We start from the raw sequence: 21,225 nt of genomic DNA on the forward strand, positions 1-21,225 counted from the left end.
GGGCGCGCCATGAGGATCAGGATAACCCGGCTTTTAGGAGCTGTTATCGCGCTGGGCGCGGTTGGTGCCCTCGGCGCTTGGGTCACGACGATCGCCTTCGGCAATATCGGCGGCGATAAGACCGCCAGCCTCGGCGTCGCGGTGACGCCCGAATTGATCCAGCGCGGCGCCTATGTCGCAAAGCTGGGTGACTGCGCGGCGTGCCACACCGCTCCCGGAGGAAAGGATTTTGCCGGCGGCCTGCCGCTGCAGACACCCATCGGCGCGGTCTTTTCCACCAACATCACCCCGGATAAGACAAACGGCATTGGCGGCTATACTTACGGGGAGTTTGAGCGTGCTGTACGTCGCGGCATGCTTCCGGACGGCACCTCGCTCTATCCGGCAATGCCGTTCCCCTCTTACGCCAAGATCTCGGATGACGACATGAAGGCGCTCTATGCCTTCTTCACAAAGGGTGTGGCGCCAGTTGCGCAGAAAAACCGCTCGGCCGACATTCCCTGGCCGCTGTCGATGCGCTGGCCGCTGACTTACTGGCGATGGGTTTTCGGGCCGCGGGTCGAGACGCAGACCGTTGCACAAACAAGCGCGGCGGATCCGCTGCTTGCCCGTGGCGCCTATCTTGTCGAGGGGCTCGGTCATTGCGGAAGCTGTCATACGCCACGCGGCATTGGCCTTGAAGAAAAGGCGCTCTCGGCCTCGGACGGGCCGAACTATCTCTCTGACGGCTTCGTCGACAACCATGTCGCCAACAATTTGAGGGGCGATCCCGTTACGGGCCTTGGAACCTGGAGCGAAGACGACATCGTGCAGTTCCTGCAGACGGGGCGCAATTCGAAGTCGGCCGCCTTCGGGGGGATGGCAGATGTCGTCTCGCATAGCACGCAGTTCATGAGGGATGACGATCTTCGAGCTATCGCCCGGTACCTGAAATCACTTCCGCCGGATGGGTCGCCCCGCGAGGCGACTGACAGCGATAGGGCTGGGAAAGATAAGACCCAGGCCATGTTGGCAGCCGCCGACGTCTCAAAACCGGGAGCGCTGGACTATCTCAACAATTGCGCGGCCTGCCACCTCTCGTCGGGCCGGGGCTATCGCGACACCTTCCCGGCCCTTGCCGCAAATCCGGTGGTGAATGCCACGGACCCCACCTCGGTCATCCACATCATCATGCAAGGCGCGACCATTCCCCGAACGTTGAAGGCGCCCACGGACTTCACCATGCCAGGGTTCGCCGACCGGCTGACTGACAAGGAAATTGCGGATCTCGCTACTTTCGTCCGATCGAGCTGGGGCAACAACGCGCCGGCAGTCAGTCCCGACCAGGTCGCGAAATTACGCGCCACCATCGATGCGGCGCGTCCGCCGGAGCGATAAGGATCAGGGCGCCCGTTGGGCGTCCCAATAGGGCAGTGGAGACCCGAACCGTTCGGACATGAAGGTGAGGAATGCCCTCACTTTTGGGGAGACAACCTTCTTGGGCGGGTAAACCGCCCAGATCGCTCGCTGCGGCCCTGATGCGATCGACCATTCCCAATCAGCAAGAAGAGTAACCAGCCGTCCCGACTGAAGGTCGCCGGAGACAAGCCATGTCGGCAGAAGGGCGATGCCAAGCCCGGAAAGTGCGGCATCCAGCAAGGCCTCTGAATCATTGGTGCGGAGATTACCTTTGATCGGCATCTCGACGGGATCCGCTTGCGGCTCTGCCGTAGGCCGATAGAACCATGCGTTCCCCACCTGGAGCGCGAAGGCGAGGCACTGGTGCTGCATGAGATCCGCAGGCTCTGCCAAAGCCGAAGCCAAAGCCGTTTGGAGATAGTGCGGACTGGCGACAAGCACGCGACGTTGCGGGGCAAGTCTCTTGGCGATAAGCGACGAGTCCGCAAGTGCGCCTATCCTGATGGCAATATCCGTGCCGGTTTCGATCAGGTCCACAGTTGCGTCGGTTAGCGTCGCATCGAGGCGGATATCCGGATAGGCGGCAAGAAAATCCTTCATATGCGGCATGACATGGCGACGTCCGAAGGCGCTCGGGATATTGATCCGCAGTAGCCCCTGAGGGTGAGCATTGAGGGAGCGCGTGGCGTTTCGGGCATCGTCGACGTCAGCAAGTATCTGCGCGGCACGCTCATAAAATGATTGGCCGGCCTCGGTCAGATGCAGCCGGCGCGTCGAGCGGTTCAGGAGCGCCGCTCCAAGGTCGTCCTCCAGCGCGCTGATGTAGCGGGACACCGTCGACACCTTCATCTCGGCCTCGCCGGCCGCCTTCGAAAAGCTTCCCAATTCCACCGAGCGAACGAACGCGCTCATTGCAGCAAAGTAATCCATACCTCAGTCCCTGCCCCATCCTGCAACAATGATTTGCCGCCGGAGCCATTCCGCGTGCAAGGGCAGATCGCTAAATTTCTGACTGCGACCCGCAAAAAAAGGAAAATGGCGATGAATACCCAAACTCAGGCGACACGCCAGGCACATGAGCCCCAAGGCAACCTCCCGGCATCTTTGCAGGAAGGGCAACTCAAGCGGTCAGATCGCACCATAGGTATTGTCGGCCTTGGTCATATGGGCAGTGCCCTGGCGCGCAGTCTCGCCGCAGATGGCCATCAGGTCCTTGCGTTCGATCGTGATTTCTCTCGCGCTTCTGTCCTCAAGGGCGTCGGGGTCGGACCGGTGCAATCGCTTGCTGCCCTGTCAGACTGCGAGGCCATCGTGACATCGCTTCCGGACGATGACGCCCTGAGCGCGGTCGTTCGCGATGGCGATGGTCTCCTGGACTGCATGCAGGCGGGCGCCGTCCATATCTCAATGAGTACGATCAGCCCGGGCTTGTCGCAGGAGCTCGCCAACGATCATGCCACCCGGGCGCAGCATTATGTCGCCGCCCCGGTGCTCGGAAATCCTGATCTCGCACGCGATCGCAAGCTTTTCGTTCTCGCCGCCGGCGATCCGGAGAGCATGGCGAAGGCCCGGCCGCTGCTCGATCGCTTCGGACAGCGTCTTTTTCTGTTGGGCGAGAAGGCCTCGCAGGCGAATTTGATGAAGCTCGCTGGAAACGTGCTAACCGCAATCACGCTTGAGAGCATGGGCGAGGTCCTCGCGCTCCTGCGAAAGAGCGGCATGGACCAGCATCTGGCTTTCGAGGTCCTTACGAATTCGCTGTTCGATTCCAAGGTTCACCGCACGTATGGTGGCAAGATCGTCGATGAGCGTTACAGCCCGGCAGGCATGGCCGTGCCGCTTGCGGTGAAGGATGTGCGCCTTGCACTGGCCGAAGCCGAACGCCAGGCGGTGCCCATGCCGGCAGCAAGCCTTGTCCATGATCGGCTCGTCGGTCTCGTCGCCGCAGGACATGCCGCACTCGACTGGTCGGCACTCGGGCTGCTCGCTGCCCGCGATGCCGGCTTGCCATTTGAGGCCGGTCGCAGCACGACCGCCGATCGCTGAGGATGACGCCCATGCCCGCCGCCTTTTTGATCCTCATTGCCTGTCAACTCATCGGCGAGGGCCTGCGAGCAGCGCTCTCCCTTCCGATCCCCGGACCGGTGATCGGCATGTTCCTGCTCGCTGCCATCCTTGCCCTCACCGACCAGAAAAAGCCGCACATCAAGGACCGGGCGACCGAACAGGAGCTCCATCGCACCGCGGATGGGCTCATTTCTCATATGGGCCTCCTGTTCGTCCCCGCCGGCGTCGGCATCATCGCGGAGGCGGGATTGCTCCAGCAGGAGTGGCTGCCCATCATTGCTGCGCTCATTGGCTCGACGGTGCTGAGTATCGCGGTGACGGGTCTCGTCATGCATTGGCTCGTTCGTCATTCCGAACGTCGGCACGCCGCCGTCGAGCCGAAGAGCGCTTAGGAGGTCAGAATGACCAAGGTTATCACCCATTTGTGGACACCGCTTTCAGCGACGCCGCTCCTCTGGCTGGCAGTCACGCTGCTCGCCTATGTCATCGGTCGAACCGTCCAGCGAGCGTGTCGCGGGTCGGCCTTCGCCAGCCCGGTCCTGATCGCCATTGCCCTTGTCGGCGTCGTTGTCCTGGCGACGCACACCTCGTATGAGACCTATTTCGCGGGCGCCCAGTTCATCAATTTCTTGCTTGGCCCTGCCACCATTGCACTGGCGGTGCCCCTTGCTCGCAACCTCGTCTACGTCAGACGCAATCTGAACGGAATTGGGGTGGCGCTGCTGGCCGGGTCGATCACGTCGATCGTCAGCGGTGTCGCTATCGTCTGGGCTCTCGGGGGCTCACGCGCGGTTGCCCTGTCGATGGCGCCCAAGGCCGTCACGACGCCGATTGCCATGGCGGTTTCTCAGGAGATCGGCGGGATTCCGGCGCTGACCGCGGCTCTTGCCATCATGGGCGGCATTGTCGCCGCTGTCGTCGGCCAGGAGATGCTGAAGCAACTGCGGATCGACGACTGGCGTGCTCACGGTCTTGCGGCTGGCGTCGCAGGAAGCGGTGTCGCAGCCGCTCAGGTGGCCTCTCGCAATGAACTCGGCGCTGCTTTTGCTGCACTGGGGATCGCGTTGAACGGTCTCCTGACCGCTCTTCTGGTGCCGATCCTGATGATGATCTGGAAATAGCCGCGGAGCGGATGCTCCTCCTCGAACGCTGTCAGGCTTCCGCGATCCGGCCGATCGAAACTGCAGCGCGCTGTGGATGCGGGGCGTTATGGGACAGGTGTTTGTGCGGGATCGCGGTCGCAATCACGGCCTGGTTTTTGCCGTTGTGCTTCGCGCCATCCATCAGCCGATCCGCCAATCGCATCAGTTCATCGCAGGTGTGGCGATTACGGGCCGGAACGATTAGAGCGCCCATGCTGCAGGTCACCGCATAGGGGGATTTTGCAAGCACCGATGAAAATCGTCTGTGCAGGCTCGCGGCAAGCTCCTGGGCTTCGTCGCTCGATGAAACGAACATCGCTATCGCAAATTCGTCGCCGCCGACACGGCCGAAGCAGTCCTCCCGACGCAGTTCCCGGGCGGCGCCTGTCGAAAAGACCTGAAGAACTTCACCACCGGCGTGATGACCATGCTCGTCGTTCCCGCCTTAAAGCCATCGAGATCAAGGTACGACAACAGCACAATCCGCTGTTGTCGTTGCGCCAGGTCGAGCATTGCGCCGGCGCGGGCGCAAAAGGCCTGACGGTTCAGTGCGCCGGTCATTCGGTCATACGTCGCGGCGAGCCGGACATGACGATAGCTTTTCCGGAACGCGAGCATGATGACCGGCAGGAGACTAACGGCGATGAAACGCCATTAACCTAAACTCCTTCGTCCGCGATACATCATGATGATGAGATATGGGCCACCAACCATACTGGACAATAGCCCTGCTGGAACTTGCGATGGGAACAGCAAATTTCTTCCAAGCCAATCGGAGATAATCAGGATGATCGCACCGATGAAGGCTGCGCCGATAATCTGGTGCCCTGCCCTCGCCAATCCGAACTGGCGTGCCAAATGGGGGGCCAACAGGCCAGCAAAACTGAGAGGACCGACCACCAGGGTGGCAACACCCGTCAAGACCGCAGTAAGTGCGACCAGGCTAATGCGTACCCTATGCATAGGTAGACCCAGTTCGACGCTCACCGCATCGCCGAGAGGAAGGATCCTCAACCAGTGAGTGGCTTTCGCCAAGAGTATCCCCGACAGCACCAGCGCCCCAAGGGCCACCATTGCGTCGATAGATGAGGTCCGGTATGTAGAACCCGACAACCATGCGAGGGCTTGGCTCGTCCGGGAATTGCCGCTTGCGAGCAAAAATACGGATCCAGCGCTTGCCCAGGTCCCGATGGCCAGGCCGAGCATCAGTAGTCTGTCAGGAGTTCCCCCTCCCCGAAGCGTCAGTAAGATGATCAATCCGAATGCAAGCGTCGCGGTGATCGAGGCGGCAACCAAGATCTCGAAACGCGAGGGATCGGGAACGAGCAAAAGAACAACCATTGCTCCGAGCGTCGCAGCCGACGAGATGCCCAGAATTTCAGGGCTGGCAATCGGGTTGGCCGTCAGGCGTTGAATTAATACGCCCGCGATTGCCAGCATCGCTCCCGTTGTGCCGGCGCCAACGACTCGAGGCCAGCGAAGGTCGAAGATCGGACCAATTGTAAGGGGACTTTCGAGCAGCCATCCCTGGTCAGCTTTTGCAACGATCATTGCCCCGATCGCTGAAAGACAAACCGCTGTGAGCATGGCGAGGAGGATGGATCTTGGGAAACCCGCGCGTTGTTCGGCAGCCCATGGCGCAGAGACAAAACCGGTTCTGCTCGAGACAAGCAGCCATACAAGAATAGGCGCACCAAGCAGAACCGTCGCTGTCCCGGTTGGAATGATCCAGCCGAAACGCGAGAGGATTTGCACGCCTTGATCGGTGCACCAAAGCAGCATCGCGCCGATGATGGGAGCGACCAGGAGATGGTTTTGAAAACGCCTAGCACCGAGCGCCCGTGCAAGAGCGGGTGCCGCAAGCCCCACGAAACCGATCACGCCAACCGCGCTGGTAACGAACGCGCCGAGGGCAACGGCAGGAATGAGCGCCAGCAATCGAATAATTCCGATCGGCACCCCCAGCGAGCGCGCAGCTTCGTCGCCGAGATGTGTGACCGAAAGCGGCCGGGCGATCATCAACAACGCAAACCAGCATATGGCCAGTCGCGGCAGGAGAGACCGAACGCCGTTCCAGTCATTTTGATTAAGGGTGCCAGTACTCCAGATGAAGATCCCGCCGAGATCATCGCTATGGAAGATCGACATCAACGTTATCAGCGTTCCCGCGTATAAAGTGATAATCAGACCGCTGAGGATCAGTCGCCTGGGTGAGAAATGTCTGTCGAAGGCGAAGAATGCGACGGCCAACGATGCCAGCGCCGCGCCAGCCAGGGCAACGGTATCCAGACCGAACGCGAGCAAGCCCGGATACCAAAGTGCTACGCCCATGAGCGCAAGCTGGGCCCCGGCGCTCGCGCCCAATGTGGTCGGTTCGGCAAGAGGGTTGCGCATCACCTGTTGCAATGCCGCCCCCGATGTTGCGAGCGCTGCGCCGCATATCAAGGAGATTACCAGACGCGGCAAAAGAGCATAGAGAAAGACGATCCGATCCAGATCTGGTACGTCTTTGATAGGTGAAGAGAGCCAGTCTTCGACCGGGAGTTGGTGGACCAGATTAAGGTAAGTCATCGTAAGGGCGGCCACGACAATGGTTGTCATGATGGCCTTGTTTCGCAGTCCAAGACCGGCAATGGGCTCTATTTCAAGGCTCATTGCGAAACCGACAAAAGGGTGTCGACGATAAGCGGGGCAAACTGAGCAGCAGCGGGCAACGCTCCGAAAACTTCGAAACGCGGGATCGTAAAAACGCGTTCGGTTTTTACGGCGGGGAGGTTTAGCCAGAAAACGCTGCGAGAAAGGGCTTGCATCGCCGTGTTGGTGAGGTCGCCATAGTCAATGCTCACGATCATTGCGTCGGGACAACCCGCCAGGAGCTCCACTCCTGTATTAGTGAAACCATATATGCTCGTGGGACCTCGCCAGGCGTTCTCGATGCCGAGTGTATCCATGACATCCCACATAAGGCTGTTGCGGCCATAGACGGTCATATTCCGTCCGTCGGGCGCAAGACCAACAAGGTAAACGGGACGGCGCGGCCAAATGGCGAGCCTCGAGCGCAGTGCGACGATGGTGTCGTCAAAGCGCTCAAGGTAGACAGTGCATGCGACGGTCGCATCCAGTTCCGTGGCAAGGCCGAGCGCCTCTCTTTTTGCTCTGCCCAGTGCGTCTGGTCGACCAGTGTAAATGTCTAGTGCGCGGACTGGCGCCACCCGTGACAGGACTTCACGAATGTCGGAGGAAATCGTCGACGTAACAATGAGGTCGACATTCATCCTCGCGATGACTTCGAGATTGGGCTCCGAGGGATCACCACAATCGACGACACCATCGGGTATGGCCGGTCTGGTTCCCATCGCGTCAAAGAAATCGCGCGAGACTGCGACAACAGGGACGACACCGAGCGCCAGAAGCGTCTGCGCCGCCCCACGGTCAGGGGCGGCCAAACGTAGAGCGCGTTTGCTGTCGCCGCCCAAGACGTGCCTGGGAAAGGCAATTGCCGCCAATGATCCGCTCAGCAGCCCCCGACGTGTAAATATGTCGATCGCGCCACGCAATGATCAGTACTTTGCACGCAGCGTCAGCATAACCTTAGCCGGCTCGCCCCATTCGACGCTGTGGTTGGCGGGCTGGAAATATTGCCGGTCGAAGATGTTGGTTCCGTTCAGATTGAGCGAGACCTTGTCGTTGAAGTTGTACGCGACTCGCGCGTCAATAGTGACATAGCCAGGCTGCGTAATCTTTCCGGTCGGTCGCTCGTAATAGAGTTCGCTGGTCGCGCTTAGCCCTGCGCCGACCTCCCATTTGTCGAATTGGCCAGGAAGCCGGTAGTTGCCCCAGATCTTGAAGAGGTGGGTCGGTGCGATCTGTGAGAAATTTGAGGCGATCGAGTCACTGCTGTCTTCGTCGAGGTATTTGCTGTTATTGTAGGTGTACCCTGCGGTAACCGTCAGTCCGTCTGCGACCTCTCCGGACACTCTTAGATCGATGCCGCGGGTGCGGGCTTTGCCTTGGGCGAGGTAAAAGGCATCGAGCGGGAAGGATGGATCCAGGACCGCCCGGTTCTTTTGCGTAATCTGGAACACCGCCGCCGAAGCGATCAGGTCACCACCGAAGAATTCGCCTTTTACGCCTGCTTCGAACTGATCGCCCTCGATCGGAGCAATCACCTGGTTGCTGCTGTCACGATCCGATTGCGGCTGGAACACCGTCGAGTAACTGCCGTAAAGCGAATATGTATCGTTGAGCTTGTAGACAAGGCCGGCATAAGGGGTGAACCTGCCGTTGTAGCGGTCCGAGGTCGAGGTATAGCCATCATAGTTATAGACAGCGTCCGGCCCGAAATCCGAATTCCACCATGTGACGCGACCTCCGAGGATCGCTGTGAGTGAATCTGTCAGGCTGATGCGCGTATTGCCGTAAATGCCATACTGTGTCGTGTCGGTCGTGCCCTCGTCGGTGTCGGTCGGCAGGCCGAGCCATACGGGCTTGGCATAGATGAAGTTGAAGACATCGATGACCTGGCTATTGAAGTCATCGCCGCCCGCTCCGTAGTAAGTCGTCTGATGCTCATCCATGCGCGCGTAGTTCGCGCCGATCGTCAATTGATGCGTGCGGCCAAGAAGCGAGTAGGGGCCGGTCGCGTAAAGATCGAGAGACTTGTTACTTTCGCTTCCGTCCTTGCGGTTGGACCCGATTGTCGCAAGGTTTGTCGTGGGATCGACGAGAGTGTAGATGTCGGTCTGGGTAATGCTGTTTTTCAGATAGGAATAGTCGCTGGAAAATTTAATCTTCCAGTCATTGTCAAACTTGTGCTCGATCGAGGCATAGACATCGGTCGCTTCATACGAGTCCCTGTTCCAATCGCTGCCGAAGTAGTCCGAACGGTTTCCAACCGGCGTCAGGTCGGTATAAAGGGGGCTTCCGACCCACGTGGTGTGCTCGGTCCGCTTGCCATAGCTCGCGCCCAGCCGCAGCAACGTATCCGGCGTCAGATCAGCCTCGATCGTGCCATAAAACGACCGGTCTTTTTTCCAGGTGGTGGCCTGCGTCAGATCCTCGTTCGAAAAATCGCCGACGAAGCGGGCGCGGACAGTTCCATCGGGGTTCAGCGGTCCGCCGACGTCAAATACGCCATGGCGACCACCTTCGCTGCCGATTCCCAGTTCGGTAGAGGCGCTGAATTCATATTGCGCCCGTTTGCGAACAAGGTTGATGGCGCCGCCCGGGCTTCCGAAACCGTTGTAGAGACCAGCGGGACCATCGAGAACTTCCACGCGATCGAACATTGCGAGATTGGGCGCGCCGGTGCTTGATGTCTGCGACAGGTTGGGATTGGTCGAGATCGGCAAGCCATCGACCTGGATGTTCGAAATCGGAAAGCCGCGGGCGTAATACTGATAGCGCGAGGAGTCGCTTTGAAGAACCGTCACCCCCGGCGTTTTCTCAAGCACCTCATTTAGCGACTGAGCGCTTTGCTCGCGAATTTGCTTCTGGGTTACAGTCGACAGCGTCTGGGGAATTTCGCGCTGTGTCAACGGCTCTTTCGAACCAATCTCGGTCGACGGATTAGGTTGACTGGCATATGGATCACTCGTCTCGGACGAGGCGCGATTGCCTTGGACGACAATTGGCGCAAGCGTCGTGGCATCGGTAGTCGTGGCACCGTTGCCCACCTGCGTCGCGCCTAGGATGGTCACGGTGTTGGAATTGGTGAAACTATATTGCAGACCGGAGCCGGCGAGGAGCGTTGCGATCGCTTGCGCCGTGCTCATGGAGCCGCGTACTGGCCGACCGATATTGGATGCCGCCGATGTTTCCGTGAACACGACATTAATGCCGCTGGCCCTAACGATATCGTTCATACCCTGCCGGATTGGTTTTGCTAAGATATCAAAGTTATGCACCCGCTGATCAGAAGCCGCTTGCGCGAATGCCGGTTTGTAAGCGAGGCTATTTCCGGCGATGCCCGCCATAACCGTTGCCGTGAGCAAAACCAAGGTTCTGCTTTTCAATGTCGTGCCCCTCATGCGTCGCCCCTGCTGTATTCGATATGTGAGCGAAGGCGGCGAGCCATCTTGCCAGCCTTCTCATAGTGTCTATCGCGCGAGCCGGTGGCGTACCCTCACATTTTCTGGAATTATTTCCCGGGCGCCGACTTGGATCGCCTCAGGAGCCAACCGAGGTCACCTCGCCAAGACTGCAGATCGGGAAATGGACGGATGACTGCACAGCAGCGAGGGCGTTTTCGGTGTCTGGAGGGAGATATTGCCATTTACCCTCAGGTCGCCCAATGCTGCACGCAAACCATGATAGGTCCATCTCGGTATCGTCCTATGTGGGTAAGCACATCGGCAAGACGAGCGTTGTTGAAGATGAACCGGCCCTGACGCCACGGCATCTCGCCTTCGATTATGGTTTCTCGCACAGATATCAATCCCGTATCTCGGTAGTCGATAATCTCTCCTGGCTTCAACATAACCTCTGCGTGCTGGCTGATGGCACCGACCTCGACGCTTCCTTTCGCGAGCATGAATGTTATCAACGATGCGCTTCGCGCGGCTGGGTTGATGCGGTAATTAGCTGGGCGCGGCACGCAGACGATACGCTCTTGTCCCGGGTCGGGGGCAGCGGCCTCACCATTAGCATTCAGGGATCCGTTTCCATGCCGATGCTCAACATTCATCACTGTACGACCTACAGGTTTCGAGAGACTGTGTCGCTGTCGCCCACCGGCTTATGCTCAGGCCCCGCGAGGGTCGGGAGCTAAGGTTGCTCGATCATAAGGTTTCAACGTTCCCTCAGACTGAACTGAGCTGGTCGAACGACGTGTTCGGCAACGCGATCGCTTCCGCGACATTCCAGACCCGAAGCGACAGTCTCGTGGTAGATAGCTCGGCGACCGTAGACCTGACCGCGTCGGCATGGCCCGTATTCGACATTGCGGCTTCCGCGATCAACTATCCATTCCTGTACGCTCATGATCCGCATCGGCACCCCCCGAAACGTGCGAGAGACGACATGCAGTCGGCCACCGTTATCGCGATTTCGCGATAACGGTGGCCGAGGCAGATCTTCGCGACCCTCAGGCCCGTGCATCCGCCTTGATCATGTCCGCCGCCTTTTCGCCGATCATGATCGTCGTGACATTAGTGTTGGCCGAGGTGATCTGCGGCATGATCGAGGCGTCAGCGACGCGCAGGCCTTCGATGCCGTGCACCCGCAGCCGCTCGTCGACAACCGCCATCTTTGCCGAAGCCATGCCCATGCGGCAGGTTCCGGAGAGATGATAGCAGGAATCGCCAGTCTCGCGGGCATAGGCGAGAATTTCGTCGTCGCTCCGCACGTCCTTGCCAGGCTTCATCTCATGCATAACGAAGGGCTTCATCGCCGTGGCGCCGAACATCTGGCGCAGGAACTTGACGCCTGCGACTAGGGTGCGCTGGTCGAGCTCCTCCTTGAGGTAATTGCCGAGAATGGAGGGATATTCGCGCGGATTGCTCGAGCGGATCCGGACATGACCGCGGCTTTCCGGCACATGCTGGTTGACGATCGCCGTCACGCCCGAAAACGGATGCGGCGCCACCGCCAGATTGTCGCCGGAAAACGGGAAGAAATGCACCTGAAGGTCCGGAACCTCAAGCTCCGGGCGGCTCTTGGTGAAGACGCCGACAACGCCGGCGGCAACTGTGAGGGCACCGTCGCGGAACAGCGCGTAGCGCAACGCCGCCTTTGCCTTGGCCGGGAAATTCTTGACATGGTCGTTGACCGTCAGCGGCCGGCTGATCCGGGTCGACACCTTGCAATTGTAGTGGTCTTGGAGGTTTTCGCCGACACCCGGCAGTTCGTGCTGCACCGCCACCCCCCGCTGCGACAGCAGTTCGCCGGCGCCGATGCCCGAGAGCTGCAGGATCTGCGGTGAATTGATCGCGCCGCCGCTGAGAATGATGTCGCATCCGGCGCGTGCCTGGCGTGTCTGGCCGCCCACACTGTATTCGACTCCCACCGCGCGCTTGCCGTCGAGGATGACGCGCTCGACCAGTGCTTCTGTAACGACATGCAGGTTGGGGCGGTTGCGGGCCGGCTTCAGATAGCCGCGGGCGGTGGAATTGCGCAGGCCGCGCTTCTGCGATAGCTGGAAATAGCCGACCCCTTCCTGGACCGGACCGTTGAAGCCGTCATTGCGGGGTAGTCCGAGCTCGCGGCCGGCGGCGATGAACGCTTCTGTTAGATCGTTGCGCCAGGCGGCATCGGTGACCTCGATCGGACCGCTGCGGCCGTGATAAGTGCTGTCTCCCTCAGGGTAGGTCTCGAGCTTGCGGAAGAAGGGTAGCACGTCGTCATAGCCCCAGCCGACGGCGCCCATCTGCCGCCAGTGATTGAAATCGGTCGGCACGCCGCGCAGGTAGATCATGCCGTTGATGGAACTGCTGCCGCCGAGCGTCTTGCCGCGTGGCGTGAACATTTGGCGACCATTGATTGACGAGTCCGGATCGGCGGTGTACATCCAGTTGTATCTGGGATTGGTGAAGTTCTTAGCGAAACCGATCGGCACATGGAGCCAGATGCTCTTGTTGGGCGGCCCGGCCTCCAGCAGAAGTACCTTCCAGGCCGAATTTTCGCTCAGCCGCGCGGCGACGACCGCGCCTGCTGAACCCGCACCGACCACGATGAAATCGTAATAGCCCTCGGCCATATTTTCCTCCAATTCCTCCACGCCGCGCGCCCGGCGACGCCTAAATGTTTAGATGACCTGTCCGTGAAAAGCTGCCCGACCGGCCCGCGCATAGGCCTGCTCGACCAGATTCATGACCGGCACCATGTCGGCCAGCGTTGCCAATGGCGTATCCCCCCTCCGCGCCCGTTCGAGCACGTCGAAGACGAAGGTGCGATAATGCGGCACGTTGGTGGTCACCGATTGCCATCGCTGCGACCGGCCCTGGTTGTCGAGGCTCTCGACGGTGCCCGGATCGTGGGCGATGACATAGTTCGAGGGGCCGCGAAACGCATAGTGCATGTCGAAATTGCTGGTCGGCGCCGGATAGAGATAACCCGTCTCAACCGTGCAGAGCGCACCATCGCGCTCAAGCGTCACCAACGAATAGTCCTCGACCGGCTCCCCCCAGGCCTTGTTGGCCATGTTCGCGCTCAGCACGCGCGTGCCCGGTCCGAGCAGCCGCAGACCGAGATCGAGGAAATGGACGGAGAGGTTGATGGTCGACCCGCCGCCTGAAAGCGCGGGATCCAGCATCCATTCGCAGCCGGCCGCGCGATAGCGCTGCGGAAAGCCGGCAATAAAGCGGAACGACATGTAGTGAAAGCCGTCGGAACGGCTTTGCTCGACCAGGTATTCGGTGAAATCACCGTTGCGGAACACCAGCGGCACTGCGGCGAAAACGCCAGCACGCTCGGCCTTCTCCGCAATCGCCGCCACATCCCTGGAGCTGACGCCACAGGGTTTTTCCAGCGCGAAGGGAATGCGCTCGCCGATCAGGAAGTCCGCTTCGTCGGGCATATCGGCATGGCGGCCGAGCGCAAAGACGAAATCCGGCTTCAGCTTGCGGCAGAGCCTTTTGAAATCGACGTCGCCTTCGCAGCCGTACCTGGTCGCAAGCGTCTGCACGGCGACCGGATCGGGGTCCGAAATACCGACGAGCTCGGCGCCGGGCACATCCAGGAACGGGACCATATAGAGGTCCAGATGCCAGTGGGACGCCCCGATGAATACAACTTTCATGGACAATAGATCTCCACCCGGCAACGGCGCCAGGCCGCAGCAGGTCATTTCAGTCCGCCTTGGGCGGCGCTATGCTAGGAATTCGGCCACCGCCTCGACGAAAGCCGGATTATTTTCGATCTGCATCATATGCGGGGCACCCGGCAGGATGCTCAGGCTGGCACCGGGAATGGCCGCCGCAAGCGTGGTCGACGCTTCGCGTGACGTCGCCTTGTCATGTTCGCCAGCAATGACCATGGTTGGGACAGTGATGGAACCAAGCCGCGGCAGGGCCCAGAAGCCGGCAATCGCGTGCCAGCCGTCCGACCAGAGCTTCGGATCGTCGCTGAGCAGACGCTGTCTGACCCGCTCTACTCGGGGGTCGTCCATGAAGGCCGGCGTAAACCAGCGCTCCAGGGTGGTCTCGACCACCGCAGCCATACCACGGCGCTCTGCCGCGAGGCCACGCTCGCGGATCATGGCGTGCGCTTCCGGAGGTAGACCGCCGGGGCAGGCGCAGACAATGAGGCGCGACACGGCCCCGGGATACGAGAGCGCCAGCGTCTGGGCAACCATGCCACCGAACGACAGGCCGAGCACGGCGGCACGTTCCATGCCATGATGCCGCATCGTGGCATGGACATCCTCGGCATAGACTTCGATCGGAGGCCGCTCGTCGGGGGCTCCGGACTCGCCGTGCCCCCTGAGGTCGAGCGATAGCACCCGCTTGCCGACCAAAGAGGCTAGCGCCCCCCAGAATGTGTGATCGAGACCGACCGGGTGAAGGAGAACGAGATCCTCGCCCTCCCCTTCGATCGTGCCGTTCAAAATAAGCGTCTTCATGATTGCGAACCGTTCCCGCCCTGTCACAGCAAGGATCATGCGGCGCAGACCGCCGCATGTCCATTCTCAGCCGGCATCGCCTTCGATCGGCACGAGGAAATTGCCGTTTTCGATGCGCTTGACGCCATCGACATAGAGCGTCGGCTCAAGGATCACACCATCCATGTGGATCTTCGAATAGATCGAGCCGCCGACGTCGATATTGGTGCCGAGGCCGAAATGCATCGTACCCATGATGTTCTTGTCCTCGCGCTGGATGCCGCGCACCACCGCCTTGGCATTGACGCCGACCGACGCTTCGGCTGGGCACATATAGGCATTCTCGTCACCATAAGTGGCGAGGAAATCGCGCAGAATGCGGGCATCGACGCCGCCGTCGATGCTGACGATGCGACCCTTCTCGACTGTCAGTTCGATCGGGCTGCCGAGCAGGCCGAGATGGTGCATGGTCAGGTCAATGACCAGTTTGCCATTGGCCGTGCCTTCGATCGGGGCAACGTTGAACTCGCCGGTCGGATAGAGGTAGTAGTAGAGCTTGCCGGCCGGGCGGTTCTCGTCCTTCTGGAAGTTGATCACCTTGTAGGGATCGAAACTGTCAGACGGTAGCGGCGGCACCCAGATCATGTTTTCGACGCTATAGGTGAAATCGGTGCCGTAGCGCGAGGTGACGCGGCAGGTCTTGGCGCCGGCGCCGAAAACGTTCTTGCCGACATAGTGCTTTCGCACGGCGATCTGCTTCATGTCGTCGGTAATTGCGCCGGACTGCAGCCATTCGAGCTTCATGCCGCCATCGAGGCAGATGGAAGGAATGCCGGCTTCCATCGAGCGAAGGCTCGCGCGGCAATGCAGCATTCCTGTAGAAGCGATCAGGATGTTGACATCCGATTTCATCATCGCCTCACAGACCGCTTCCGGCGGGTCATAGTAGTCTGCCGGGCGCCGGCTGAACAGCGTTAGCGTCGCGTCGGCCTTGATATCGGCGAGGATGGTCATCACCGCCTGCCAGACACGCGGATCATGCTCGGTATCGGACAGGACGAGCACGCGCTGTCCCTCCTTGATGTTGCGGACAAGCGGCCGCCGCAAATAGTCCAGCGTTCCAGTAAGAAGGCTGTTCGCTCCCATCGTCATTCAATTTTCTCCTGCGGGCATTGTCTTGACGCAACCGCTTGCCTTTGCTTCATCCGATTGCGAACCTATTCTGTCGACATTTTGGAAAATGTGTCAAGATGATAGGTAGCCGATTTTCCATGTAAATGTACATATATGCATGATATATATGGAATATTTTTAATTGATCGGCATCCATACTGATCTGCACTTACAGTTAGTGTCGACATATACTCTCTGAAATTGAACTTGGCCGCCAGTGTCGATGTCCCGTGACGCAACGAACCATCGCCATCGCTAGTGTCGACAGATCCCAAATATTAGCTAGACGGCAAACCGTGCACCAGAATTTCAAAAGCGCAGTATATTCAATCATATGTGCCGATATTCCACGCAAAATATCGGATTCTTTTTCACTTTCCCCGCATTTTCCCTCGTGACAGACGCAGAAACATTCGCTAAGTGTCGACACATAAAGCTTTTAGCAGCCTTTTTAACATTGCCGGGAGGAGTAGAGACGTGTCTGAGCGGCTCTCAGGGAAACTTGCGCTTGTCACAGGCGGCGCGACGGGTATCGGCCGGGCCACCGTCGAACGCATAGTGGTCGAGGGTGGCCGGGCAATGATTGCCGACATCAACGAGATTGCGGGGCGGCAGTTAGTCGAGGATCTGGGATCGTCGGTCGACTGGATCCGCTGCGACGTCACCAGTGAGGACGACGTCAAGGGCGCTGTGGAGGCCGCCGCGGCACGGTTCGGCCGGCTCGACATCGTCGTCAACAATGCCGGGATGATCGCACACAGGATGCTGCCGGAGATCGACCTGACGCTCTGGACCAAGGTGTTTGCCGTCAACGTCCAGTCCGTTTTCCTGATGATCAAGCACGCGGCGCCGCATCTCAAGGCGGCCGGCGGCGGCTCGATCATTAACATGTCGTCCATGGCCGGCCTGCGCGGCGCGCCAGGACTGGCGGTCTATTCATCGTCTAAGGCTGCAATCAACGGGCTGACGGTGGCGCTGTCACTCGAACTGGCGCCTGACCGGATACGCGTCAACGCCATCTGCCCTGGCTGGGTCGATACGAAATTCAACCAGCCGGTAATCGATTTTCTCGGCGGCCCCTCCGGCACCGACAAAGTGGTCCGGGACAGCATTCCACTACAGCGCCAGGGCAGGCCCGAGGAGATCGCAGCACTTGCCGCCTATCTCGCGGCGGATGAATCGGCGTTCGTCACCGGGCAGACGCTGTCGATCAACGGTGGCGCCTACAACTGATCAACGGAGTTTGCGATATGCGTGACACTATCTCGGCGGACCTGGCACAGGCGGCCCTGCAGGCGGCGGCGAAGCGCGCCGGCGAAATCGGCGTTCCGATGAGCATCGCCGTACTCGACGCCGGCCGCGCCCTCGTCGCCTTCCTGCGCATGGACAAGGCACTGCTCGGCAGCATCGAGATCGCGCAGGCCAAGGCCTACACCGCCCGCACCGTCAACAGCCGCACCGCCGACCTAATGGCCGGCGTGCAGCCAGGCGGGCCTTTCTACGGCCTGGAAGTCTCGCACCGGCAGCCACTCGTCGTGTTCGGCGGCGGCGTACCGGTTACCATCGGCGGCGAAGTCGTCGGCGCCATCGGCGTTTCGGGCGGTTCCGCGGAGCAGGATGTCGACGTGGCAGAGGCCGCCGTCCTGCATATCGAGAGTCTTTGCGCCTGAATGAGTTCGCGGCCGGATACGGGTTGGTTTTCCGGTCCGTGCGATCTGTAATCTAAAGGGAGGCATGAATGCGATTTAGACTTGGAATGACGATCGGGCTAATCCTGTCGACGCTTGCGGGCGCGAATATGGCCCGGGCCGACGATGTCAGAGAATGGGGCTGGGCGCCCTATCCGGTCAATGCCTGGGAGGGCGACAAGCAGACGCCGAAAAAGTATGAACTTCTCAAGCCGTCGGACGTGAAGAAGAAGTGGCACCTCTGCGTGCTGATGCCGACGCTCACCGACAGCGTGTTCATCGGCATTAATTATGCCTTCGTTCAGGAGGCAAAGCGACTCGGCCTCAAGATGACGATTTTCGACGCCGGCGGCTTTGAGAACCTGACCAAACAGATTTCGCAGTATGACAATTGCGTAGCACTCGGCGCCGATGCGATCCTGTTCCAGGCGATTTCAGAAGAAGGCCTTCGCCGCAAGATCGAGGAAGGCAAGCAGGCCGGCATCGCCCAGATCGCGGTCGACAACATGGTGTCGTCCAATATGCCCTACGATGCCGGCGTGTTCCCCGACAACTATGCCCAGGCTAAGGCATCCGCCCAGTTCTTGATCGATCATTTTAAGAACGAGAGTGGTGAGATCGGCATTCTTGATTTCCCCGGCCCGCAGGCCGCCAATTGGGCAGCCGTTTCGGCCCAGGGTCATCAGGACGCGCTGAAGGGCCAGAAGATCAAGATCCTCGCGACCATCTGGGGCAACACCACCAAGAACGAACAGCAGCGGCTGGTCGAGGATGCGCTCCACACCTATCCGGACGCCAAGGCGATCATCGGCAATGCGGTAATGAACGAAGTAGCGCCGAACGCGATCAAAGAATCGGGCCACGAATCCATTCCCGTCGTTGGCGATTATCTCAACACCGGTAGCCTGGCCGGCGTCCAGTCCGGCGTCGTGACCGCAGCGCCCCTGCAGGGTAGCGTCGCGACCACGGTTATCGGCGTCGACCAAGCGGTGCGCGTGCTGCAGAAGATGCCGTTCGACAAGCGCCTGACCGCCATGCCAATCACAGTCACCAAGGACAATCTCAAGGACTACGACCTCACCGGCGAGTTCGGCCCGAGCGACTGGAAGCCTGTCTTCTCGGTGGAATAAGCGAGCGACGCATGCGCGCCCACCCGTAGTCAGCGGGCGCACATCGGAATGAACACGGCCTCCCGAGGCTGCAGCGACCGGCGTGGACATGGCGGGACCAATCCGCGCCGGTCGGGTCCGCGGACCTGATCGACGAAACAGGAATTTCAATATGGACGTCACACAACGCGAGCGTGGCCTGCTTCTGGTCATGATCGAGATCGACCCTGCCTATGAGGACGAATTCAATCGCTGGTATCGCGAGGAGCATTACCCGGAGCGTATGGCCTGCTCCGGCTTCATCAGCGGTAAGCGCTACATGGCCCTGGAGGGCGATCCGAAATATCTGGCGGTCTACGAACTCGAGTCGCCTGCAGTGCTGGATAGTCCAGAGTATGCCAGGATCGCCGGTCCGTCCGAGTGGACCAAGGAACTGCTGCCACACTTTCTAAAGCGCGTCCGCAATATCTATGTCGAGATCGATCCATGAGAAACGACCCTTACCGTGCCGTCGCAGCCTGCGGCGCAGACCCAGCGGCGCACGGGACTGCCACAGACCGTGAAAATCGGTTTCCGAGGAAACTCACGAGGGCCTAACCTCATGTCCAGTCTGATCCGTCTCAACGGCATAACGAAACGATTTCCGGGCGTCGTCGCCCTGGACAATGTCGATTTCCAGATGCATCCTGGCGAAGTTCATGCGTTGATCGGCGAAAACGGCGCCGGAAAGTCGACGCTGATCAATATCATCGGTGGTTCTCGCCGCCCCGATACCGGCGAATTTCACTATCGCGGCCAGCCGCTGCGCAATCTTACGCCGCATCGCGCTCGCATGCTGGGAATCAGCCCGGTCTTTCAGGAATTCAGCCTGATCCCGGATCTCGACGTCAGCTCAAACCTGTTCCTCGGCCGCGAAATGACCGGCAAGGCCCTGTTGCGGGTTTCGGAAATGCATGCCCGCGCGCAGCGGCTGCTGGACGACCTGGGCTTCGAACTCGATGAGCGCTCGCTGGTTCGCGACCTGTCACGCGCGCAACAGCAGATGGTCGAGATCGCCAAGGCGCTGCTGCAGGATGTCCACCTGCTGATCCTCGATGAACCAACAGCGTCGCTGACCGATCGCGAGGCGGAAAAGCTGTTCGAACTGGTGTTGGCGCTCAAAGCGCGCGGCGTCGGGATCATCTATGTTTCGCACCGCATGCCGGAACTGCGCCGGATCGCCGACCGCTTCACCGTCCTGCGTGACGGCCGGTGCATCGCATCCGGCGCGATGACCGATGTCACCGACATGCGCCTGGTCGAACTGATGACCGGCCGCAAGATCGACCTGCTGTTTCCGCGTATCGAGCAAAAGCCCGGCGCGCAGATGCTGGCCGTCAAGGGCTTGTCGACTGCGGATGGTCGTGTCCGCGACGTCACGCTCGATGTCAGGGCTGGCGAGATCGTCGGCATAGCCGGGTTGGTCGGATGCGGTAAATCCGAGGTCGGCCGTGCCGTTTACGGCCTGGATGCGATTTCGGCGGGAGAATTGCGTGTCAGGGGTAACACCGTGGCGGGATCTGTCCCGGCCAAGATGCTGGCGCGGGGACTGTGCTATTTTCCCTCCGACCGCGGCGCCGAAGGTCTCGCGCCGACCCGCGCCATTCGCGAGAACGCCTCGATGGCATCGATCACCGAGCCTGCGTTCTCGAAACTCGGCATGCTGAGGCGCGGCAACGAACGCAAGCTGATCGGCACGGTTGCCGCCCAGCTGCAACTGCGCCCGCCGGACATCGAACGTGCCGTCTCGCTTCTGTCGGGCGGCAACCGGCAAAAGGTTATGCTGATGCGCGGCCTGGCGCGCGACACCCAGATATTCATCTTCGACGAGCCGACCGTCGGCATCGACGTCGGCGCCAAGGTCGAAGTCTACGAACTGATGGCCAAGCTTCTGGCACAGGGCGCGGCGATCCTGCTGATCTCGTCCGAACTGCCGGAAATCCTCAACCTTTCGAACCGGGTCTACATCATGCGCGAAGGGCAAATCGTGACGGAACTGGCAAAGAGCGAAATTTCCGAAACGGCCGTACTCAACGCCTTCTTCAACGTCGAGATGGCACAGGCCTAGTCCA

General features: G+C 60.1%; 19 protein-coding genes and 1 pseudogene. 10 read left to right on the top strand and 10 right to left on the bottom strand.

The features are described 5' to 3' along the window. Positions 1-9 precede the first annotated feature (9 nt). Positions 10-1,377 carry a cytochrome c gene (locus GR212_RS22900; RefSeq protein ID WP_163989814.1) on the top strand — a complete coding sequence of 456 codons (1,368 nt, stop codon included), beginning with the start codon at positions 10-12 and terminating at the stop codon, positions 1,375-1,377. Positions 1,378-1,380: 3 nt separating this feature from the next. Here GR212_RS22900 and GR212_RS22905 read toward each other — a convergent pair whose 3' ends face one another. After that, a complete protein-coding gene (locus GR212_RS22905) occupies positions 1,381-2,310 on the bottom strand; it encodes a LysR family transcriptional regulator (RefSeq protein WP_246725885.1) in 930 nt (309 codons plus the stop codon). A gap of 129 nt (positions 2,311-2,439) precedes the next feature. Between GR212_RS22905 and GR212_RS22910 the strand changes: the two genes are divergently transcribed. Genes GR212_RS22910 through GR212_RS22920 form a run of 3 tightly spaced genes read left to right on the top strand, consistent with a single transcriptional unit; the run spans position 2,440 to position 4,586 of the window. After that, positions 2,440-3,444: an NAD(P)-dependent oxidoreductase gene (locus GR212_RS22910; protein WP_163989819.1), complete on the top strand. Its 1,005-nt coding sequence runs from the start codon at positions 2,440-2,442 to the stop codon at positions 3,442-3,444. 11 nt (positions 3,445-3,455) lie between these two features. Further along, on the top strand, positions 3,456-3,857 hold the full coding sequence (locus tag GR212_RS22915) for a CidA/LrgA family protein (RefSeq protein ID WP_163989822.1): 402 nt from the start codon (positions 3,456-3,458) through the stop codon (positions 3,855-3,857). Positions 3,858-3,866: 9 nt separating this feature from the next. Further along, positions 3,867-4,586 carry an LrgB family protein gene (locus GR212_RS22920; RefSeq protein ID WP_163989825.1) on the top strand — a complete coding sequence of 240 codons (720 nt, stop codon included), beginning with the start codon at positions 3,867-3,869 and terminating at the stop codon, positions 4,584-4,586. A gap of 31 nt (positions 4,587-4,617) precedes the next feature. Here the strand turns inward: GR212_RS22920 and GR212_RS22925 are convergent. From GR212_RS22925 to GR212_RS22940, 5 genes and pseudogenes are all read right to left on the bottom strand, one after another. After that, positions 4,618-4,986: pseudogene (locus tag GR212_RS22925) on the bottom strand (diguanylate cyclase domain-containing protein); the annotation flags it as partial. Continuing rightward, a complete protein-coding gene (locus GR212_RS37205) occupies positions 4,926-5,225 on the bottom strand; it encodes a GGDEF domain-containing protein (RefSeq protein ID WP_246725886.1) in 300 nt (99 codons plus the stop codon). The gene GR212_RS37205 and the pseudogene GR212_RS22925, both read right to left, overlap by 61 nt. Before the next feature lie 36 nt (positions 5,226-5,261). Beyond that, positions 5,262-7,208, bottom strand: coding sequence for a Fe(3+)-hydroxamate ABC transporter permease FhuB (fhuB, locus tag GR212_RS22930; protein WP_163989828.1), 1,947 nt, complete (start codon positions 7,206-7,208; stop codon positions 5,262-5,264). Positions 7,209-7,258: 50 nt separating this feature from the next. After that, entirely contained in the window at positions 7,259-8,113 is an 855-nt protein-coding gene (locus tag GR212_RS22935) for an ABC transporter substrate-binding protein (protein ID WP_163989831.1), read from the bottom strand. A gap of 54 nt (positions 8,114-8,167) precedes the next feature. Further along, a complete protein-coding gene (locus tag GR212_RS22940; RefSeq protein WP_163989833.1) occupies positions 8,168-10,636 on the bottom strand; it encodes a TonB-dependent siderophore receptor in 2,469 nt (822 codons plus the stop codon). A gap of 709 nt (positions 10,637-11,345) precedes the next feature. On the opposite strand from GR212_RS22940, the gene GR212_RS37770 reads away from it, so the two are divergent. Next, positions 11,346-11,663, top strand: coding sequence for a transglutaminase N-terminal domain-containing protein (locus tag GR212_RS37770; protein ID WP_163989836.1), 318 nt, complete (start codon positions 11,346-11,348; stop codon positions 11,661-11,663). Positions 11,664-11,691: 28 nt separating this feature from the next. Here GR212_RS37770 and GR212_RS22950 read toward each other — a convergent pair whose 3' ends face one another. From GR212_RS22950 to GR212_RS22965, 4 genes are all read right to left on the bottom strand, one after another. After that, positions 11,692-13,302, bottom strand: coding sequence for a GMC family oxidoreductase (locus tag GR212_RS22950; protein ID WP_163989839.1), 1,611 nt, complete (start codon positions 13,300-13,302; stop codon positions 11,692-11,694). A 48-nt stretch (positions 13,303-13,350) separates the two neighbouring features. Beyond that, positions 13,351-14,343, bottom strand: a complete 993-nt coding sequence (locus GR212_RS22955) for a Gfo/Idh/MocA family protein (RefSeq protein WP_163989842.1) — start codon at positions 14,341-14,343, stop codon at positions 13,351-13,353. Positions 14,344-14,412: 69 nt separating this feature from the next. Beyond that, a complete protein-coding gene (locus tag GR212_RS22960) occupies positions 14,413-15,165 on the bottom strand; it encodes an alpha/beta fold hydrolase (protein WP_163989844.1) in 753 nt (250 codons plus the stop codon). A 66-nt stretch (positions 15,166-15,231) separates the two neighbouring features. After that, positions 15,232-16,296: an aminopeptidase gene (locus GR212_RS22965; RefSeq protein ID WP_163989846.1), complete on the bottom strand. Its 1,065-nt coding sequence runs from the start codon at positions 16,294-16,296 to the stop codon at positions 15,232-15,234. A 498-nt stretch (positions 16,297-16,794) separates the two neighbouring features. Here GR212_RS22965 and GR212_RS22970 point away from each other — a divergent pair, with 498 nt between their 5' ends. The 5 genes from GR212_RS22970 to GR212_RS22990 all read left to right on the top strand — a co-directional run bounded on the left by GR212_RS22970 (position 16,795) and on the right by GR212_RS22990 (position 21,221). Continuing rightward, a complete protein-coding gene (locus GR212_RS22970) occupies positions 16,795-17,550 on the top strand; it encodes a glucose 1-dehydrogenase (RefSeq protein ID WP_163989849.1) in 756 nt (251 codons plus the stop codon). A 17-nt stretch (positions 17,551-17,567) separates the two neighbouring features. Further along, the gene (locus GR212_RS22975; RefSeq protein ID WP_163989852.1) at positions 17,568-17,987 is read left to right on the top strand and encodes a GlcG/HbpS family heme-binding protein; all 420 of its coding nucleotides are present in this window, start codon (positions 17,568-17,570) and stop codon (positions 17,985-17,987) included. Between the two features lie 68 nt (positions 17,988-18,055). After that, positions 18,056-19,135, top strand: a complete 1,080-nt coding sequence (gene torT, locus GR212_RS22980; RefSeq protein WP_163989854.1) for a TMAO reductase system periplasmic protein TorT — start codon at positions 18,056-18,058, stop codon at positions 19,133-19,135. Positions 19,136-19,286: 151 nt separating this feature from the next. Next, on the top strand, positions 19,287-19,604 hold the full coding sequence (locus GR212_RS22985; protein ID WP_163989857.1) for a DUF4286 family protein: 318 nt from the start codon (positions 19,287-19,289) through the stop codon (positions 19,602-19,604). A gap of 111 nt (positions 19,605-19,715) precedes the next feature. Next, positions 19,716-21,221 carry a sugar ABC transporter ATP-binding protein gene (locus GR212_RS22990; RefSeq protein WP_163989860.1) on the top strand — a complete coding sequence of 502 codons (1,506 nt, stop codon included), beginning with the start codon at positions 19,716-19,718 and terminating at the stop codon, positions 21,219-21,221. The last annotated feature ends 4 nt before the right edge of the window (positions 21,222-21,225 follow it).

Source organism: Martinezella lusitana, assembly GCF_010668395.1.
In the GTDB taxonomy this organism is placed as follows: Bacteria; Pseudomonadota; Alphaproteobacteria; order Rhizobiales; family Rhizobiaceae; genus Rhizobium; species Rhizobium lusitanum_A.

Coding starts and splice junctions, on each gene's coding strand:
- GR212_RS22900 (WP_163989814.1), top strand. CDS start 10: ATGAGGATCAGGATAACCCGGCTTTTAGGAGCTGTTATCGCGCTGGGC.
- GR212_RS22905 (WP_246725885.1), bottom strand. CDS start 2,310: ATGAGCGCGTTCGTTCGCTCGGTGGAATTGGGAAGCTTTTCGAAGGCG.
- GR212_RS22910 (WP_163989819.1), top strand. CDS start 2,440: ATGAATACCCAAACTCAGGCGACACGCCAGGCACATGAGCCCCAAGGC.
- GR212_RS22915 (WP_163989822.1), top strand. CDS start 3,456: ATGCCCGCCGCCTTTTTGATCCTCATTGCCTGTCAACTCATCGGCGAG.
- GR212_RS22920 (WP_163989825.1), top strand. CDS start 3,867: ATGACCAAGGTTATCACCCATTTGTGGACACCGCTTTCAGCGACGCCG.
- GR212_RS37205 (WP_246725886.1), bottom strand. CDS start 5,225: ATGCTCGCGTTCCGGAAAAGCTATCGTCATGTCCGGCTCGCCGCGACG.
- fhuB (WP_163989828.1), bottom strand. CDS start 7,208: ATGACAACCATTGTCGTGGCCGCCCTTACGATGACTTACCTTAATCTG.
- GR212_RS22940 (WP_163989833.1), bottom strand. CDS start 10,636: ATGAGGGGCACGACATTGAAAAGCAGAACCTTGGTTTTGCTCACGGCA.
- GR212_RS37770 (WP_163989836.1), top strand. CDS start 11,346: ATGCTCAGGCCCCGCGAGGGTCGGGAGCTAAGGTTGCTCGATCATAAG.
- GR212_RS22950 (WP_163989839.1), bottom strand. CDS start 13,302: ATGGCCGAGGGCTATTACGATTTCATCGTGGTCGGTGCGGGTTCAGCA.
- GR212_RS22955 (WP_163989842.1), bottom strand. CDS start 14,343: ATGAAAGTTGTATTCATCGGGGCGTCCCACTGGCATCTGGACCTCTAT.
- GR212_RS22960 (WP_163989844.1), bottom strand. CDS start 15,165: ATGAAGACGCTTATTTTGAACGGCACGATCGAAGGGGAGGGCGAGGAT.
- GR212_RS22965 (WP_163989846.1), bottom strand. CDS start 16,296: ATGACGATGGGAGCGAACAGCCTTCTTACTGGAACGCTGGACTATTTG.
- GR212_RS22975 (WP_163989852.1), top strand. CDS start 17,568: ATGCGTGACACTATCTCGGCGGACCTGGCACAGGCGGCCCTGCAGGCG.
- torT (WP_163989854.1), top strand. CDS start 18,056: ATGCGATTTAGACTTGGAATGACGATCGGGCTAATCCTGTCGACGCTT.
- GR212_RS22985 (WP_163989857.1), top strand. CDS start 19,287: ATGGACGTCACACAACGCGAGCGTGGCCTGCTTCTGGTCATGATCGAG.
- GR212_RS22990 (WP_163989860.1), top strand. CDS start 19,716: ATGTCCAGTCTGATCCGTCTCAACGGCATAACGAAACGATTTCCGGGC.